Source organism: Streptomyces sp. NPDC051963 (assembly GCF_044593495.1).
GTDB lineage: Bacteria > Actinomycetota > Actinomycetes > Streptomycetales > Streptomycetaceae > Streptomyces.
This window is the reverse complement of sequence record NZ_JBIUCC010000013.1, coordinates 1-17739: the sequence shown is the minus strand read 5'-3', so window position 1 is coordinate 17739 and position 17739 is coordinate 1. Positions and strand designations below refer to the sequence as shown.

The window sequence follows — 17739 nt, the reverse complement described above, 5'->3', positions numbered from 1 at the left end:
TCGTTCGGTGCGTCATCTGCGCATAAAGGGCTGTGGCGGGCGCAGGAAATGGCTCCCGACACGCCGAACCATGCGCTGACCATGTGGGATGTGGACGGTGAGCTGGACGCGGCGGTCATGGAATCCGCGTTCCTGCATGTGATGGGCGAAGCGGAAGTGCTGCGCGTCGCCTTCGTCGACGACGGCAGCGGGCTGCGCCTCGTACCCCGGGAACTGGGCGACTGGCGGCCGTTCTTCCTCGACCTCAGCGCCGAGGCCGACCCCGAACAGGCGGCCCGCGCAGCCCTGGCCGACCTGGTGCGGCAGCCGTTCGACCTCCAACGGGACCTGCTGTTCCGGCTCGGCGTGGTCAAACTCGCGGCCACCCGCTCCGTCCTGGTGATCGCCTACCACCACCTCATCTCGGACGGCTTCGGCGCGGGCGGCCTGCTCTCGCGCCGCCTCGCCGAGGCCTACACGGCGCTCGTACGGGGAGAGCGGATACCGCCGTTGCCGCACCCGTGGGACGCCGAACCCTTCGCGACCGAGGCAGAGGAGTACCTCGCCTCCCAGAAGTTCACCGAGGACACCGAGTTCTGGCGCGACTACCTGGCGGAAACGCCCGCGCCCGCGCAGATCCCGCGCGTCGACCTGCCCGACTGGATGCGGACCACGCTCTCGGAACCGATGAGCAGCGCCGACCGCTGGGGCGAGCTCACCGAACCCATCGGCATGGCCAGCCGGACACTCACCGTCGCCCCGGCCGAGGCCGACGCCTGGACCGAGACCGCCAAGTCCATGGGCGTATGGATGTCGCAGCTGCTGACCGCGGCCGCCGCGGTCTTCTTCCGGCACCGCTGCGACCGCCCGGAGTTCCTCCTCTCACTGGCCGTCGGCAACCGCGTCGGAGTGGCCAGCAGGACACCCGGCCTCGCGGTGAACGTGGTGCCGGTACGGGTGAAGGTTCCCCTCGACGCGACCTTCACCGAGATCGCCGACGCCATCGGCGACGAGACGTACGAGATCTTCGACCACGCCGCCTGCCACTACTCGGACATCCAGCGCGCAGCCGGAACCGTCCTGAGCGACCGCGGCAGCTTCGGCGCCGTCATGAACGTCGTCGAGTTCGTGGAACAACTCCACTTCGCCGACAGCCCCGCCCGCTACCTCGGCGGGACCACCGGGGTCTTCGACGAACTGTCGATCGGCGTCTACTCCGACGGAACCGCCGACAGCGACCTGTTCATCCGGCTCGACGCCCCCGCAAGCCTGTACTCCCGCCCGGAGCTCCGCTTCATCGGCGAGGAGCTGATCGCGTACATCCGTGCCCTGGTGGCCGCCGACGAACAGCCCGTCGGCGCACTGGACGTGGTCAGCGGCGTCGAACGGGACCGGGTCCTGACGGCGCCCAACGACACGGACGTGCCGGTGCCGGGACTGACGGTTCCCGAACTGTTCGCCCGACAGGTGCAGCGGGACCCCGACGCCGTCGCGCTGGTGTCCGGCGACTCGGCCGTCTCGTACCGGGAGCTGGACGAGCGCTCCGGCCGCCTGGCCGAGGCGCTGCGCCGGCGGGGCGTCGGACCCGAGACGGTCGTGGCGGTGGCGCTGCCCCGCTCGGCGGACCTGGTCGTCGCCCTGCTCGGGGTGGTGAAGGCGGGCGGAGCCTATCTGCCGCTCGACCCGGCACAGCAGATCACCTCGCAGGCCGGCGACGGTTCGGCGCGCACCCTGCTCACCGACGCGGCGACCGCCGAGGCGCTCCCCGCCGGCCCGGACATGCCGGTGATCGTGCTCGACGACATCCTCACCGACACCGACACCGCCGCCGACGACAGCGGGGCCGTACCGGAAATTCCCCTCCCGCCGCACCTGGACGGCCTGCTGGCCCTGATGCACAGCTTCGGAGCGACCGGCGCCGCGGCCACAGCGGTCGCCGTGACGCACCGGAACATGGAACGGCTCGTTCTGGACCGCCACAGCCAGGAAGCCGGCCGGAGCACCGTCCTGTGGCATGCACCGCACACCTCGGACGCGTTCGCCCTCGACGTGTGGGTGCCCCTGCTCAACGGCGGCCGGGTGGTCCTCGCACCTCCCGGAGACCTCGACATCGACGCGCTGACCAAGGCGCGAGCGGCCCACGACATCTCCACGGTGTGGCTGCCCGCCGGCCTGTTCTCGACGATCGCGGCGCAGCGCCCCGAGTCCCTCGCCGGGCTGCGCGAGGTGTGGACCGGCGGTGACCGCGTGCCCGCGGCCGCACTGCGACGCATCAGGGAGGCCTGCCCCGACCTGACCGTCGTCAACGGCCACGGCTCGACGGAAACCACCGTGCTCGCCGCCTCCCACCGCCTGCCCGCGGACGAACCGGCCCACCACGCGGGCGCGATCGGCCGCCCGCTCGACAACACCGCCCTCTACGTCCTGGGCCCGGGACTGGCACCGGTCCCCGTCGGCGTGACCGGAGAACTGTACGTGGCCGGCCCCGGCGTCGCGCGCGGATACCCCGGGCGGCCCGGGCAGACCGCGGAGCGTTTCGTGCCCTGCCCGTTCGGCCCCGCCGGCGGGCTCATGCACCGGACCGGCGACCGGGTCCGGTGGGGCACCGACGGTCGCCTCGCATACGTGGGCCGCGCCGACACCCAGGCAGATGTACGTGGTGTCCGGATCGAACTGGCCGAGGTCGAAGAGGTGCTGTGCGAGTACGGCGGGCTGGCCCGGTCGGCCGTGACCGTCGGCCAGGACGGCTCCGGGCAGCAGCGGCTGGTGGCCTACGTCGTCCCCGTGGCCGGCCAGGCCGTCTCGGGTGAGGAACTGCGCCGGTTCGCCGCGGGGCGGCTGGACAAGTCCATGGTGCCGTCGCTGTACACGGTGCTGGACCGCCTGCCGGTGACGGCGGGCGGAAGGGTGGACCGGGCGTCGCTGCCGGAGCCCGAGTTCGACGACGACACGTACCGGGCACCGCGCAACGACACCGAACGGGTTCTGGCCAAGGCGTTCGCCGAGGTCCTCGAACTCGACCGGGTCGGCATCGACCAGGACTTCTTCGACCTCGGCGGCAACTCGCTGCGGGCGATCAGGCTGGTCGGCCTGATCCGGTCGGAGCTGAACCAGGAGGTGTCCATCCGCAAGCTGTTCGCGGCACGCACCATCATCGGCCTGTCCGACATGTGGAAGGACCTCGCCCAGTCCAGCAGGCCGACGCTACGCAGGAGGACGAGGGAAGGCGCGGTTCTCTGAGCGGCTCAGCGGGCTTCCTGGCCGTGCGCGGCGGCGGTCTCGCGTACGGCCTCGGCGACGGCCCGGAAGTCCTTGCGCAGCACCTTGGAGTGGTTGCTCGGGACCTTCGCGCTCACCTCGATGTTCGGGTTCCGGGCGAGCGCCGGTTCGAGCGCGGCCCGCATCTTCTCCATCTCCTCCTGGCCCCCGCCGAGGCTGGCACCCGTGGCGAGGACGTACCGCAGCGGATAGGTCACACGGTCGAGGACCGGCTCGATGGCGGCGTTGATCTCGTTGGCCTCGATGTTGATGTCGGCATGCTGGTCGACGGTCATCCGCGCGGCCATGCCGAACGGGCGCACCAGCGGCAGCAGCAACCGCATCCGGCGGAACAGCACCCGGATCCGCTCACGGCCCTCCTCGCCGGTCAGACCGTACGGAATGGCGCCGTCCACACACACCGCCCCGACGAACCGGTCCGGGTTCCGATCGGCCCAGTGCACCGCGAGCGCCGCACCGTAGGACCAGCCGACGAGCAGCGGCCGGTCCACGCCGGTCGCCTCCAGGACGGCGTCGATGTCCCGCAGACATGCCTCGAAGGAGTAGTCCGCCGAGCGCTTCGACCGACCACGGGCCCGCTCGTCGAACGTGATGTGCCGCCAGTCGGAGCCGAGTTCGGCGATCACCGACCGCCAGTACCGCTGGCTGGCGTAGGAACCGTTGAGATAGACGACGGGACGGCCGGGGCCGCGAGTGTCGGTGACGGCCAGGGCCGTGTCGTCGACAGGGACCATGCCGGTCCAGGTCGAGGCAGTGGAAGTGGTCATGCCATCAGCGTCCACCACCCTGATCCCAGGTCAAGGTCAACCCGCGACATCGAGCCAGCCGCCGAGCCCGGTCAGGAGGCGGCGGTACCCGCGAGCAGCCCCTCGGTGACGGCCGCGGCGACCCCGCCGAGGTGGTCGACGAGGTAGAAGTGGCCACCGGAGAACACCTTCAGAGCGAAGTCGCCGCTGGTGTGCTCCCGCCAGCTCTGAGCCTCCTGGACCGTCACCATCGGGTCACTGTCCCCGACCAGCACGGTCGTCGCGGCCGCCAGCGGCTCTCCCCCGTCCCACCTGTACGTCCCGAGGGCCCGGTAGTCGGCCCGCAGCGCCGGCAGCACGATCTCCAGCATCTCGGGGTCGTCCAGCATGGCCTGATCGGTGCCGCCCAGCCTGCGCACCTCGGCCAGCACATCGGCGTCGTCGTAGTCGCCGTAGAGACGGTCCTGGGCACTGATCCGCGGAACCGGCGCACCCCGGCCCGAGAGGAACAGACGCTGAGGGACGGGCAGTTCACGCCCGGCGAGCAGCCGTGCCGTCTCGAACGCGATGATCGCGCCCATGCTGTGGCCGAACAGGGCATACGGCCGTCCCCGGTCCGCGGCCAGCTCGGGCGCCAACTCCTCGGCCACCGCCTCGACGAGTGGGGCCAGCGCCGTGAACGGCGCGTCGCGGTACCGGTCCTGGCGCCCCGGATACTGCACGGACACCACATCGAAATCCGCAGGCAGCGCACGCGCCAACGGCACATACGCCGTCGCGGAACCCCCCGCATGCGGGAAGCACACGAGCAGCGGCCCCTTCCCCGAAGCGGCGGTGAAGCGCCGGAACCAGGTGCTGTTCACCGTGGGTGCATCCCTTCGTCTGTACCGGCCGAAGCCGGTCAACGGTCCGTTGAACACCCCGACTGCAGCTTGGCACCGGCCACTTGGCCACAACGAAGAGCCCGCCGGTGCCCCCGGGGGACGTGGGGCGCCGGCGAGCGGTTCGCTGCCCCGCGAGGGCTCACGCCCGTCCGCATCGGAGCACAGCCCTGAGCATCCCGCCCCGCCCTCGACGGGTGCTCGCAGGGCAGTGGAGAGCCTGCGCCCGACCGGCGACACGGCCATGACATCGCAAGCGCCGGCGGGCCTCAGGGCCGTGGGGCGTCCGGTTGTGCGGCCGGTGCCGGATGCTGCGGGAACCGGGACCAGCTCGCCAGCAGCCCCAGGCGCTCCGCGGACGGGGACCCTGGTTCGGCGGTGGAGACGCCCAAAGTCTGCTCGGGGTCGTCGGCGGGCACGAAGGCCTCGTAGCCCAGGACGAGGTCGCCGACGACGGGATGATGGAAGCGCTTGGTGCCATGGGTGCGCTGGAACACGTCGTGGTCGGCCCACCAGTGGCGGAAGTCCGCGTCCTGGACGGAGAGTTCACCGACGAGCTCGGCCAGAGCGGGGTCATGCGGATGACGCCCTGCGTACAGGCGCAGTGAGGCGACAATGCTGCGGGCGGCGTCCTCCCAATCGAGGTACAGGGTCCGGAAGTGGTCGTCGAGGAAGACCAGTCGGGCCATGTTGCGGCTGCGGGCGGGCAGCACCTCGAAGTCCGTGTACAGGGCGCGGGCGAGATGGTTGGCGGCCAGGACGTCCATACGGCGGCCGTAGACGAGCGCGGGGACGTCGGTGAGGCTGTCGAGCAGCAGTCGCAGACCCGGGCGGACACGCTGCGGGGGCAGCGAGCGAGGACGGCTGCGGGACGGTTTGGCGACCCGGAACAGATGGGCCCGCTCCAGATCGTTCAGACGCAGAGCGCGGGCGATCGCTTCCAGGACGGACGCGGAGACGTTGAGGTGACGACCGCGCTCCAGACGGACGTAGTAGTCGACACTGACACCGGCGAGCTGGGCGACCTCCTCACGCCGCAGGCCCGGAACACGGCGGGTGCCTGGCTGCGGTGCCAGACCCGCCTCCTCGGGGGTGATCTTCGCGCGGCGCGAGCGGAGAAAGTCCCGCAGCTCGCTGTTCGGTTCCTGGGCCATACCACCACCGTAAACCGGGGTGACCTGGGAGCAGCTGCACCAAAGGGGGTCTGTTGGACCCCCGGTCAGAGCGGGTCTCCCACCCGGCCGCCGAGGCCGGCCTGCCGCTGTCTACCGAGTCCCTCCCGCGCGCCCGGTCATTGCCCGATCGGGCGCCAGGTCTGCCCCCACAACCTTCGCCGCACACCACCACCCTGAGGTATGAAGGAAGTTCGCGACGTTGACCATGGGGATGAGTGCTCAGTGCGGACGCAACGCAACACCCAGCCAGGCGAGGAGAGGAAGCCGGACCAGGCCCCCGCCGCCATGCGCGCAGCGTCGCCCGCCGCACAGCGACGGGACGCGTCAGCGCCGCAGGAACTGCTCGCGCTCCAGAGCACGGTGGGTAACGCAGCCGTGGTCCAGATGCTCGGCCAGACCGGCCATCACCGGGCACGCGAGGAGGCCCGCGAGGAGCACCAGCACAGCGACAGCTGCGGCCACCGCAGCACCGCACAGCCCGCCGTACAGCGGTCCGCCGTCCACAACGTCCTGCGCGCCCCCGGCCGGCCCCTGGACGACGCCACCCGCACCGACATGGAATCCCGCCTCGGGGCGGACTTCTCCGACGTCCGCATCCACACCGACGGCGCCGCGAAGGCCTCCGCCGCCGAAGTCGGTGCCGGCGCCTACACCTCGGGAAGCCATGTGGTCGTCGGCGAGGGCGGCGCCGACAAGCACACCCTGGCGCACGAGTTGACGCACGTCATTCAGCAGCGGCAGGGGCAGGTCGCCGGCACCGACAACGGCGCGGGCCTGCGGGTGTCGGACCCCTCCGACCGGTTCGAGCGGGAGGCGGAGGCCAACGCCCGTCGGGTGATGAGCCGTCCCGCCCCGCAGGGCGGCCACTCGGGCGCCGACACGCCCCCGGCGCCGGGCGGTGGAGACTCTGCGTCGTCGCTCCCCGTGCAGCGGGTCTTCCAGGGCGACCTGCGCGACTACGAGACCGGTCAGGCGGTCAAGGAGCTGAGGGAACGGATCCCGGGGTCGGCGCCGAAGTGGACTCAGGTCAACGCGGCACGTATCGGCACGACGCCCTACAACAACCTCGCCGACCTCGCGTCAGCGCTCGGTCTCCACCTGCCGCAGCAGTCCGCAGACACACCGGCTCCGGGGGTTGTTCCGGCGCCCACCACTTCGGCCGCAACCACTTCGACCGCAACTACTTCGGCCACAAGCACCTCGGCGGCAACCACCCCGGCCCGCCCCCCGCGACCGGCACCCAAGCTCAACCCCAAACCGGCCAGGCTCACCACGGCCGGACAGCAGTCGACCTCCGCGGCCACCCAGCAGCAGGTCCCCCCGACGCCGGCCCCGGCACTGCACCAGGCCCACACCACCACCGCGCCCCCGGCGCCGGTCGAGGCGCGGGCGAAGGGGGTCGCCGAGCAGTTCCCGGTGGAGGACTTCGCGGCGAACTCCGCGCAGGCCCGGGACGAACTGGAGAAGGAGCGAGCCGCTCCACGCAGGTACCTGCGCCGACGCGCCGCAAGCCAGTTGAACGACGCCGTGTACGAGCAGATGGCCGGATCGGTGAAGATCAACAACAAGAACCAGGTCATGCCGCACCTCATCGACCAGCTCTACAGCTGCCTGGAGTGGACCGGCCGGGCACCCATCGCGGTCTTCACCCATGAGGCCCAGGGCAAGGGCGACCTGATGCTCGGCGTCAAGACCGCCGACGCGCTGCGCGAGAACTTCCCGCGGACCGAGGCGAACAAGAACGACATCGCACTGCTGACGGCAGAGGTAGCGCACAAGAAGCAGCCAGGTGTCTTCGAGGACTCCGGTCACCCCTTCACGGTGCTCGGCGGCACCACTCCCAACGCTCCGCAACTCGACCCCGGCAAGGCCCCCACCCACGTGATCGTCGCCCCGCAGCTGGCCGCGACCAAGAACTTCCAGAAGAGTGTCGGCAACTGGGGCAGCACGGTCTCCTCGATGACCGAGTACTCCAAGAAGGAGCTCCTGCCGCCGGGCGCCACCGGGACCGGCCACACCACCGGACTCGGCACCGGAGAGGTCGGCATCACCTTCGACGCCGGCCTGCGGGCCTACAAACAGAACCAGGACAGCATCGCGGGCGAGGAGAACAAGCGCGCCGCCCGCCTGGAGAACCTCCAGGCACTGAAGTCCAAAGACCTGCTGACCGCGCTCTTCCCGGAAGACCAGGAGCAGGCCGCGAAGCAATATGCAGCCGCCGCCACTTCCCGGCTGTACTTCGCCTACTCCAACAAGAGCGCGCTGCGGTTCGCGCTCACCGTGGCCGAGGTCGAGAACGGCAACAACAACGACGTGCACATCGTCCAGTCCTCGCCCAACCGGATGCCGGCGCTCGACGACACCGTGAAGCGCGACCTCGCCGGGCTCGGGGTGGCCAAGGTCCGCCTGGTGGAAGTGCCCTCCCAGGAGGAGGCGGCCCTGACGACCACGGTCCAGGACACCGGCGGCGCCGGCAAGACGATGCACTGGATCACGACGGACCGGGTTCCGCACGACGACATGCTGACGCTGATCAAGGCGAGCGAGCCGATCGTGATGACAACCGGCAACCAGAGCACCTCCGAGGCACTGTCAGCCGGCAAGACCATCATGTACGAGAGCATCGGCATGGAGCAGAGCAAGGCGTTCCGTCAATCGCTGTACTCCGGCGCCGGAGTCAAACAATCCGGCATCGACAGCATCGCCGCCGTCAGCCGGGACTACGACCAACGAGGCACATCGGGCCCCGGCCAACCCGAGTTCAAGGCCGCAGCGGAAGTCCTCAAGAACATGCAGCAGGAAAACAAAATGGGCACCTTCAGCGACAAGGCCTCAGCCACCAAGGACCTCGGCCGCTGGATCGGCGGACAGCACCTGCGCGACTTCCTGATGAAGACCGACCTCGCCCCCGGACTGCAGGACAGGGAGAGGGAGCTCACACTGAAGTACAAGAAGCCCGACGCCTACAAGAGCTTCGTCGACCACCTCCTCGAACTCCCGGGCAGCGACTAGCGGCCTCCCCGGCCGGGGGGGGGGACCCAATCGGCCTGAGACCGCACGAAAGGGCGCCCGACTGGAAGAAATCCAGCCGGGCACCCTTCCGCGATCACCGCTCCGATGCTCCGGACCACCGGCGCGAGATGTCTACGGCCTCATCGCGACGTCAGGCCGGAGATCCGCCACACACCGTCGTGGCCGCCACCGCTGGTGTACGCGTCCCCGGACGCCGCCAGCGAGAAGCTGAAGGAGTTGATCCCGACGATGTTGGTGACGTGGGACTGCACCCCGGTGGCGGCGTTCACCCGCTTCACCTCGCCGGCGACCATGAAGTAGACCAGACCGTCGCCGCCGACCGAGATCGACGTGGGTTCGTAGGACTGGGTGACCAGCGTGCGGGTCGTACCGGTGGCCACGTTCGTCTGCAGAATGCGGCCGGCCATCATGTCCGCGGTGTAGGCGAGCCCCGCCTTGTCGAACGCGAGGCCGTAGGAGAAACCGAGCCCGGTGGCCACCACGCGAGCGCTACCGCCGTCCGGGACGGCGACGATCTCTCCCTTGCCGTCGGTGACATAGGTGGTGGTGCCGACACGGGCCACGCCGAAGAGCGAGGGCAGACCGGCCGCCAGGGTACGGCGACTGCCCGTGGCGAGGTCGACCTGCTGAAGCATGCCGTCGAAGTTGGTGATGTACGCGCTGCCGCCATCGACGGCCACTCCCCGGAGGTTGCCCAGACCGGTGGTGACCGTGGTGAGCGCCCCGCTGGCCAGATCGAGCTTGAGCAGATCGCCGCCCGAATACGCCAGATACACAGCGCCCGCGTTGTCGGGGGCGATGGCAACCGGGGCGCCGGCCGCCGGCGCGACACTCACGCAATCCGCGGACGGGCAGCGGACGTCACCCGCCGCAGCAACCGCCGGAGCAGCAAGGGTCATTGTCGCGCCCGACGCCAGTAACGCCCCGAGAGCCAGCGCCACACCCAGCGAACGCCCGCGTCTGCTGAGCGAGCGGGCGGGACGGTCCAGCGGGAATCGCGTCGCGGTCCTAGATCTCATCATCGAGTCCATCCGTTCCTGTCCGTCGACGATCGGAGGGCCCACGGGATCACCGCAGGCACGGCACTGGCTACGTACGGGGTTACGGGGAGGTTCACCAGAGGAGGCCCCGGACTTTCAAGGCGGACGGCACCCCGCACTGGGCAGAACCGTGACGGCACATACACAGGGCCGCCGTCACGGCTTGCCCCCGGTCAGGTCCTGGTAGTGGTCACACAGGGCGTTGAGAACCCGGGCCAGGCGCCGGGCATGGCTGGCGGCCCTGTTCAGGCCGGGGCGCGGTTCGAGGCTGAGCTTTCGGCGGGCTTCGCCGACACAGGCCAGCGCGCAAAACCGGGGAATGCTCTCCTCATCGAGCCGCCCCGTCGCCTGCTCGACTTCGGGGGCGAGCAACTCCATGTGCCCGCGCAGCGCGGCCGTGAGGATGTCCAGCTCGGCACGGGTCGGTGGGAGGACGTCGGGGCCGTGAAACAGTAGTCCGGATCCCGGCCCGCATGGTGCCGATCCTGAGGGAGACGTGCTGGTCACAGCTACTCGTTGAGAACTGCGACCGGCACAGTCGCTTCTGGGGCGGCAAGTGGCCGGTCAGTGCACCAGCAGGTCGATCACACCCGTCAGGTCCTCCTCGCCGCTGCCCTCGGCCAGGCGGCGGCGCATCAACTCAAAGTAGGGGCTGAGCAGTTCCGGGCTGACCCCCTGCTGCTCGGCGGTGCTCAGGAAGGTCGGCGTGCCGGCCACCTGCATGGCGAGGTTGGAGACGACACCCTTGGTGTAGTCACCGCTCCGCAACTGGTCGGCGGTCTGGTGAACTGCCGGAGCCATCGCGACGAGCCAGTCGGCGAGCAGCGGGGCGAGCGCCGCGGGATCGAGTTCCTCCTTGCGGATCAGGGCGAAGGCGTGAGCGGCCCCGGCGAACATCCCGTACATGGCGCTGAGCAGGGCCACGTCGTGCAGGGCCGCGAAGCCCGCGTCCTCGCCGACGTAGGTAGTGCCGACCGGGACGCCCAGGGTCTGCTGGTGCCGCTCGAACAGCTCTGGCGAGCCGCTGTAGAAGACGTAGCCCCCGGCTTCCGGGACGCCGACCATTGGAGGGACGGCCATGATCCCGCCGTCCAGGTAGCGGGCGCCGCGCTCGCGGGCCCACTCGGCGCGGGCGCGGGCCTGGGCAGGGGTGCTGGTGGTCAGGTTGACCAGGTCCTTGCCGGCCAGGTCGGTGTCGGCCAGCACCTCGTCGACCGAGGTGTCGTCCAGCAGACAAACGACGACGAGGATGTTCGCTGCGACCGCCTCGGCGGCGGTGCCCGCGACCCTTGCCCCCTCGGCGGCGAGCGCCGTGGCGCGGGCCTGGGTGCGGTTCCAGACGGTGAGCGGGTGGCCGGCGGCAAGCCAGGTACGGGCCAGCGCGGTGCCCATCGCACCGAGGCCCAGCAGGGTGACGGATGTCTTCTCAACAGTGTTCTGTGCCATGCCGATTAGGCTGGTCACAAGTCCGGGGGCGATCAAGTACGTACTTGGCAGTGGGTGGTTACCCCGGGGTGAGCGAGCACATCGGAAGGGTGGGGCATGACAACGCTGAACCGGCCGGGCACACCGGACGGACACGCCTGCGGGATCGACACCGCGATGGAGGTGATCGGCGGCAAGTGGAAGGTGCTGATCCTCTGGGCGCTCCACGAGCACCCCTGCCGTCGCTTCGGCGAGCTGCGTCGACTGCTTCCGGGGATCACCGAGAAGGTGCTGGCCTCTCACCTGCGTGAGCTGGAAGCAGACGGTGTCGTGCACCGCATCTCCTACGACGAGGTGCCGCCCCGCGTCGAGTACTCACTGACCGAGGACGGCAAGCGCCTCAACGACGCACTCCAGCCGCTGGCCGCCTGGGGTCGCGAACGGCCGACCGGTCGAGGCATAGAGGAGAAGACAAGCCAGGGCCGGCTGTGAACGTGCTGGTCGCAGCCACCTGTTGATGGCCGCGACCAGCACGGTGGCCTCGTAGCGGACGGCGAGTTCGTCGTATCGAGTAGCCACCGTCCGGTGGCGTTTCAGCCGGTCGGGTTTGTACGTGGGAGCCGACACCGCTTAGAACGGCTAGCAGATTGATGGCGTCGAAAGTGCGGTGTGTTCCCTGCGAGGACCGGTGTCCGGCAGGAGGAGCAAAAACCCCTGGTCACAGGGATTCGCGTGCCGGTAGCTTGCGCTTGTGATGGAGGAAGACGAGATCAGCCCAGCTGTGCGCGTCGGAGGTGACCGCTGTCGAGCGATCAGCCTGCGCTTCCACCAGCTGTCACGCTCCTTCCCAGAAGAGCGTGATGACTTGATGCGCGACTTCCTCGTGACGGCTCAAGGCGAGTCGGTGCGGATCGAGGGCATGGTGAGGACCTGGGACGGTGACGGTCTCGACGTCTTTCTTGCCGAGCTGGCAGAAGAGTTCCGAGGATGGAACGGCACCCGGACCTGGCGCTCCATCGAGGACGATCTGACGCTGGCTGCCGAGCACGCAGGTTCACACGTCCGATTGACGTGGGGGCTGCACGACCGTCTCCTCGACGACGAGTGGCGTTTCGAAATGACGACCAGTCATGCTCCTGGAGAGGATATGCGCCACCTTGCCATCGAGATGCGAACCTTCTTGGAGTCTGACCCGCTGGAGGTGTGATGGGGGTAGCGGGTGGTGCTGGGGAGGGCTGCAAGTACGCCTTGACCAGCGACGAGGATGACGGTGATTTCTGGGGGTTCATGCAAGACGCCAATGGACTGTTCACCTCACATGAGGACGGACTTCGGCAGGTCGAACTCATAGGCTGCTCTCCGCGGGGAGGGTTTCTCACTTGCCTCGATTACATCGGTGGCCGCCGTGCAGCAGCAGGAAATGGGCACTTGGCATTCCTCGATGCCGAAGGCATCGAGATGGGGTCCTACTTCGTCAACAACGTCACCGCGATCGCCGCCGTGCCGTCGGCGCGCGGTGAAGGTCGCCTCGATGTGACGGTGCGGCTGTGGTGCGACCAACTACTCCCTGGCTCGGAGGCAGTCTGGGAGTTGCGCCGAACAGGTCAGCTCAACCGCAACGGCATGTGGGTTGACCTGGATGCGGAAAGCCGGAAGGCGTGGCTGTCCGTCGCGTTATGGTCTCGCGAGTACCAACGCCGCAGCCATCCGACGGATGCTGCACCGGGGCAGGCATTCACGCTGGATGGCCGACAGGTCGTCGATATCGACGGTTTCTACTGCGCACTGGGTGAAGCCATCAACGGGCCGGGCGGCTACTTCGGTTGGAATCTCTCCGCTGTGGATGACTGTCTCAGGGGAGGCTTTGGCGCCTCCTGTCCGTTCACTCTGAAATGGCTGCGTTCAGACGTCGTGACCTCAGCGCTGGTCCGCCGCGATGTTGCGGGCGGCCGCTGGACCGCCGATCTCGAGGTGCTTCTCGAGATCTTCTCCGACCATGGTATCGACGTCCTGATGTGTTGAAACTGAGAGCACCGACCCCGACTGGGCTCTGTCGAAGGCGATCTGCTGCGCGGATGACTGAGCAGAGAGCGGGGGAGGTGCGCACTGTAGGTGTGTTTTCAGGAATTCGTGGAGTGAATTCCTTGGGCGGATTACGGAGCGATTCAGCCGGTCGTCACGCAGTGATGATCCATCAACTACCTGGCTGAACAAGTGAGTTGGTCGTCGTGTAGCCGATGGTCCGTGATGCTTGTCAGTGGATTCTTGTCGTTGTTCTGTGAGTGATGATCTTTGGTGTTTTGTCGGTGTGTTCTCGTCGTGTGTGTGTCAGTAGCGGGGTCCGGGGTGTGTGCTGTTCGGGGTCAGGCTGCTCTCTGACATCGATGGGTGAGGGGTCACTGTCATCGCTGCAGAAGGCCTAGGTCATCTGGGTGCAGATCGTGCAAGCCTCGGGGTCTTCCGCCCACTGTTGTCAGTCCTGGCTACCCTTTGGGCCAGGCGGGATCGCCATCGAGGTGTTCGATCGCGGCTGGGATACCTAACTCCGCACCCACGTCGATGAGTTGGTTGTGGTGGTGGAAGTTGTCGTGCTGGAACAACCGCCACACATCGTGTCGATGCCCGGCCTGGTGCTGCCAGGCGCGGGCCGCGAGTAACAGCGGCCAGGCCCACGCCGGAACGGGCTGCCATGTCCGGGCGTACGACCACCGGCCGGCCCCAGCGTGGGGGAGGGCCAACCCCGTGCCGTCCGGTGCGAGGTCTGCGAGTCTGACCCCTGCGAGCCTGCATGGATCGTCGACCTGGCAGGCCAGTTGCGCGGCTAGCAGCCCTGCGTGCAACGGATGCCCCACCCGCTGCACCCTGCTCACCGCTGCGTTCTCCCCACGCGCACCGATCCCCGCTCGTGATCGCTGCCCGCTGTGTCCAAGGCGCCGCCAGGCCACCTCCTGCTCGTCGACCACCGCGTAGGACGCCCGCAGCGCCCTGGCGTGCTTGTCGAGCGGCTGTCCTGCTTCTCCGTGCCATACCAGGCTCAGGAAGACCCCGGTACGCCGCTGGAGATCGGCGAGTTGAGCCCACCGCGCCGGAGTCAGGGTCTGGGCACGTACCACGATCAGATGTCCGATGCGGTGTGCGTTGATCCAGCAGGCGGCCGCTCTCCACGCAGGCCGCACCATGTCGGCCCACCCCGCCTTGTGCCGCGGAACCTCCGGCCGTCGCTGCGGCAGACGCTTGCCCAACGTGCCCAGGACATCCTGGGCCAGGCCGGCCGGATGCGATGCCCCCGCCGTGGGGTGGACGACGACCCGCCCCACGCCAGGCCGATGCGCTCCCAGCGAGGCCTGGATCCACGCCGGATGATCCTCGGCATCGACCAGGACCACCACCGGCGACCGCACCAGGCCCTCGACCACTTGCCTCGACCCGGTCCGCGATGCACCAGCCGACCTGCCTTCGCTCACATGCCGCCGATCTTGCTGTAGACCCAGTGGACGAAGGCCTCGGTGACGCGGTCCGTGCCGGTCTTCTCCATCCCCTCCACCAGGTGGTGGGTGATGTTGGCCCAGTTACGGAAGTTGCCGTGCGCGGCTTCGGCGTCGACCGCATCGATCAACCCCGGCTCGGCCGTGGCCCACATCGGATGGAAAGCGGCGATGACCTGACGTACCTCCGCCTTGGGGATGCGGTCGAACTCCTGCCAGATGTACATCCGTGAGGCGAGCATCGGCTCACGGCGCAGCACTCGGTAGCAGTTGTCGCCGCCGGCGAAGACGACTGCGATGTCGGTGTGCCGGTCGTCCCACAAGTGACGCCAGAACTCGAACCCGGTGCGACTCATCCACTGAGCCTCGTCGCAGACCAGGACCCGGAACTGTTCTGCGAGGACCTCTTTGAGGAGCGCGTCGAACTCGATCGGCCGCCTCGGCGGCTCGCCGGGCAGCCGGAGGGCTTTGAACAGTCCGTGGCGGATGTCGCGCGGGGTAGGGCCGGAGCGCAGCTCGAGGCGGTAGGTGATGTCGGGTGCCAGGTCCCGCAGTGCGGAGTTGACCGCCATCGTCTTGCCGTATCCGGCCGGCCCGTACGCACACATCATCGCCTTGGCCTTGATGACCGCCTCGATGTTGTCCCGGGTGGTCAGCAACGCCTCGGTACCCACCACATGCGCCGCCTCCAGGCCAAGGAAGTGGTCCTCGCGTTCGGCAGGCAGACGCCCGTAGGACAGGTCAGTTCTCATCACGCTCGCCGTTCTCCTGCTGCGAGGGATCCACCGGCCGGACCCAGTGCCCGGGCGCCGGGCCGTGGGGGATCAGTCCCGGCCGTGCCAGCTGACCCCGGTCCCGCCGCGCCCTGCCTGCCAGTTCTCCTGCCGCCTCACTGCGGGCCGGGCTACGCCGCCGCTCCGCCGGCCGGGCAACGGTCTGGGCCCTGAACCGCTCCCGGCGCAGTTTCTCGGCAGCCTTCAGATCCGCCCGCAGCCGGCGAGCGGCCGCCGCTCGCGCGGCCTTGAGCGCCTGGATCTCCCCCGCACCAGCTGCCTCGGCCAGACACGCGCTGCCCAGGTACCCGCCCGAGGTGTCGAAGACCTCCAGCACATCGTCGTGATGAGGCAGATACCGCACCACGACCCGCGTCCCGGCACGCCCCACCATCCAGGCAGCAATATAGGAGCGCCGATGCCAGCGGACGCCGTTGGTGGTGATGGTGCGCTCACGCCCGTCGTCTTCCAGCGCGAAGCGGGCCAGCCGCTCGGCAGACACATCCACCAATGGTGTGGGGTCCTGCACCCAGGCCTCCAACGGGCTCTTCCCTCCCAACCCCTGGGGTTTGTGCCGGGTGTTCCACCACTCCACCCAGGCCAGCAGCCCCGCCACAAACGCCTCGAACGACAACGCGGGAGCATCCGGATCGGCAGGCTTTCCCCGGGCCATTTTCTGCCGACGGGTATACCGGGGCAGCACCACGAAATGCATTTCTTCCACAGCATTGTTCAGCGCTTCGACAGTTCCTTTTAAATGCGGACTGTAAGCGGGAAGATCGCACACCCCGACCGCGAAGCCTCCCATGGCACCGGTCACTGTCCGACACAGGAATTCCTTCCCCCGATCCACCCGGATCACCGACGGCAGCCCTCCAGCCGGCCCATACGGCGCGCGCCGGTCGATCGCACACCGCAGCGCCGCCAGCACCGCATCCCGGCTGGGTTCATGCGGTGTGACAGCCACCCCGACGATCACCTTGGTCGCGCAGTCGATGAACCAGGTCACCCACGGACAGACCAACTCGCCCTCGACGTCGACCTCGACCGGAGCCCGCTTGTGATCGCCCTCCCACACCGCATTGCGATGACCAGCCGGCCGACGGGCGAACACATCATGCGCCCGCCGCGCCCTTTCACCCTGCCGCAGCCCCGCGCGTTCACCCGCCGTCAGATCCCGGCGGATCGCCCGGTGCAGTGTGGCCAGCGACGGCACCAGCCCCTGCGATGGGTTCAGCCGGGCCCGCTCGACGAGCTCGGCGTGTACACGCGAGGCGTTGCCGCCCCACAAAGCCAGCAGTTGCCTCACCTCCGCCGTCACCACGAACCGGCCACCCGGCACCCGCCCGAGACGCCCCGCCCGGCCGCCGGCCAGCCAACGCCACACCGTCCGCTCCGAACGTCCCAACGCCTGTGCCACCAACCGGACATGAGCAGACGTCAGCTCACCACGGGCCTCCAGCCCCAACAGACGCTCCACTGCGGCCGCCCGCTGTGCACCAGCCGGATCGTTCGACACTCCTTCGTCTTCTCACGGAGTGTGCCCCTGGGACATGAGCTTCGGCATAGAGGAGACAGCAGTGAATCCGGTGCGCTAGGACGGCCCGCTTGTCCCTTGGCCATAGGTTGCGGGGGATGCCAGTACGGCGTACTCTCATCACCCATTCCAACAACCAAGATTCCAAATCGAAATGACGAGGAATCAGAAACTTACCCCGGGAAAACGAACCCGGCAGGCTGGCTTGTAGCCAGCCCCAGGAATTCGCGGAGCGAATTCCGTCAGGCCGAATTGCGGAGCAATTCGAGCCGCGATCAACGGAGTTGATCGCATCCGGTGGCGGAGCCACCGGCCAGCCGCGCGGAGCGCGGCGTGTCTTCCGGCGCGTAGCGCCGGCGCGTCGTTCTCGCGGAGCGAGACGCGCG

General features: G+C 68.8%; 14 protein-coding genes. 5 read left to right on the top strand and 9 right to left on the bottom strand.

Annotated elements, in window-relative coordinates; translation table 11 throughout:
* Positions 1-48: 48 nt before the first annotated feature.
* Complete coding sequence (locus ACIHFB_RS41430; RefSeq protein WP_400129579.1) at positions 49-3219, top strand: amino acid adenylation domain-containing protein; 3171 nt, start codon at positions 49-51, stop codon at positions 3217-3219.
* A 5-nt stretch (positions 3220-3224) separates the two neighbouring features.
* On the opposite strand, the gene ACIHFB_RS41425 is transcribed toward ACIHFB_RS41430, so the two are convergent.
* The 3 genes from ACIHFB_RS41425 to ACIHFB_RS41415 form a co-directional block, all read right to left on the bottom strand.
* A complete protein-coding gene (locus tag ACIHFB_RS41425; RefSeq protein WP_365284775.1) occupies positions 3225-4025 on the bottom strand; it encodes an alpha/beta fold hydrolase in 801 nt (266 codons plus the stop codon).
* 71 nt (positions 4026-4096) lie between these two features.
* The gene (locus ACIHFB_RS41420; protein ID WP_365284777.1) at positions 4097-4867 is read right to left on the bottom strand and encodes an alpha/beta fold hydrolase; all 771 of its coding nucleotides are present in this window, start codon (positions 4865-4867) and stop codon (positions 4097-4099) included.
* 287 nt (positions 4868-5154) lie between these two features.
* Positions 5155-6039: a helix-turn-helix transcriptional regulator gene (locus ACIHFB_RS41415; protein WP_365284779.1), complete on the bottom strand. Its 885-nt coding sequence runs from the start codon at positions 6037-6039 to the stop codon at positions 5155-5157.
* Positions 6040-6282: 243 nt separating this feature from the next.
* On the opposite strand from ACIHFB_RS41415, the gene ACIHFB_RS41410 reads away from it, so the two are divergent.
* Positions 6283-9072 carry a DUF4157 domain-containing protein gene (locus tag ACIHFB_RS41410; protein ID WP_400129578.1) on the top strand — a complete coding sequence of 930 codons (2790 nt, stop codon included), beginning with the start codon at positions 6283-6285 and terminating at the stop codon, positions 9070-9072.
* A gap of 140 nt (positions 9073-9212) precedes the next feature.
* Here the strand turns inward: ACIHFB_RS41410 and ACIHFB_RS41405 are convergent, their stop codons facing one another.
* The 3 genes from ACIHFB_RS41405 to ACIHFB_RS41395 form a co-directional block, all read right to left on the bottom strand.
* Positions 9213-9929: a hypothetical protein gene (locus tag ACIHFB_RS41405; protein WP_365284781.1), complete on the bottom strand. Its 717-nt coding sequence runs from the start codon at positions 9927-9929 to the stop codon at positions 9213-9215.
* 360 nt (positions 9930-10289) lie between these two features.
* Positions 10290-10640: a DUF6415 family natural product biosynthesis protein gene (locus ACIHFB_RS41400; RefSeq protein WP_400129577.1), complete on the bottom strand. Its 351-nt coding sequence runs from the start codon at positions 10638-10640 to the stop codon at positions 10290-10292.
* Between the two features lie 57 nt (positions 10641-10697).
* Positions 10698-11579 carry an NAD(P)-dependent oxidoreductase gene (locus ACIHFB_RS41395; RefSeq protein WP_400129576.1) on the bottom strand — a complete coding sequence of 294 codons (882 nt, stop codon included), beginning with the start codon at positions 11577-11579 and terminating at the stop codon, positions 10698-10700.
* A gap of 96 nt (positions 11580-11675) precedes the next feature.
* Here ACIHFB_RS41395 and ACIHFB_RS41390 point away from each other — a divergent pair, with 96 nt between their 5' ends.
* The 3 genes from ACIHFB_RS41390 to ACIHFB_RS41380 all read left to right on the top strand — a co-directional run bounded on the left by ACIHFB_RS41390 (position 11676) and on the right by ACIHFB_RS41380 (position 13580).
* Entirely contained in the window at positions 11676-12050 is a 375-nt protein-coding gene (locus ACIHFB_RS41390; RefSeq protein ID WP_400129575.1) for a winged helix-turn-helix transcriptional regulator, read from the top strand.
* A 262-nt stretch (positions 12051-12312) separates the two neighbouring features.
* Positions 12313-12765, top strand: coding sequence for a DUF6228 family protein (locus ACIHFB_RS41385; RefSeq protein ID WP_400129574.1), 453 nt, complete (start codon positions 12313-12315; stop codon positions 12763-12765).
* 41 nt (positions 12766-12806) lie between these two features.
* A complete protein-coding gene (locus ACIHFB_RS41380) occupies positions 12807-13580 on the top strand; it encodes a barstar family protein (protein ID WP_400129573.1) in 774 nt (257 codons plus the stop codon).
* 461 nt (positions 13581-14041) lie between these two features.
* Here ACIHFB_RS41380 and ACIHFB_RS41375 read toward each other — a convergent pair whose 3' ends face one another.
* The 3 genes from ACIHFB_RS41375 to ACIHFB_RS41365 are packed head-to-tail and all read right to left on the bottom strand — an operon-like array spanning position 14042 to position 17296.
* A complete protein-coding gene (locus ACIHFB_RS41375; RefSeq protein WP_400129572.1) occupies positions 14042-14974 on the bottom strand; it encodes a hypothetical protein in 933 nt (310 codons plus the stop codon).
* 44 nt (positions 14975-15018) lie between these two features.
* Complete coding sequence (locus ACIHFB_RS41370; protein ID WP_365287420.1) at positions 15019-15795, bottom strand: ATP-binding protein; 777 nt, start codon at positions 15793-15795, stop codon at positions 15019-15021.
* On the bottom strand, positions 15785-17296 hold the full coding sequence (locus ACIHFB_RS41365) for a Mu transposase C-terminal domain-containing protein (RefSeq protein ID WP_400129618.1): 1512 nt from the start codon (positions 17294-17296) through the stop codon (positions 15785-15787). Before ACIHFB_RS41365 ends, ACIHFB_RS41370 begins: the two co-directional genes overlap by 11 nt.
* Between the last annotated feature and the right edge of the window lie 443 nt (positions 17297-17739).

Coding starts and splice junctions, on each gene's coding strand:
- ACIHFB_RS41430 (WP_400129579.1), top strand. CDS start 49: ATGGCTCCCGACACGCCGAACCATGCGCTGACCATGTGGGATGTGGAC.
- ACIHFB_RS41425 (WP_365284775.1), bottom strand. CDS start 4,025: ATGACCACTTCCACTGCCTCGACCTGGACCGGCATGGTCCCTGTCGAC.
- ACIHFB_RS41415 (WP_365284779.1), bottom strand. CDS start 6,039: ATGGCCCAGGAACCGAACAGCGAGCTGCGGGACTTTCTCCGCTCGCGC.
- ACIHFB_RS41395 (WP_400129576.1), bottom strand. CDS start 11,579: ATGGCACAGAACACTGTTGAGAAGACATCCGTCACCCTGCTGGGCCTC.
- ACIHFB_RS41390 (WP_400129575.1), top strand. CDS start 11,676: ATGACAACGCTGAACCGGCCGGGCACACCGGACGGACACGCCTGCGGG.
- ACIHFB_RS41385 (WP_400129574.1), top strand. CDS start 12,313: ATGGAGGAAGACGAGATCAGCCCAGCTGTGCGCGTCGGAGGTGACCGC.
- ACIHFB_RS41370 (WP_365287420.1), bottom strand. CDS start 15,795: ATGAGAACTGACCTGTCCTACGGGCGTCTGCCTGCCGAACGCGAGGAC.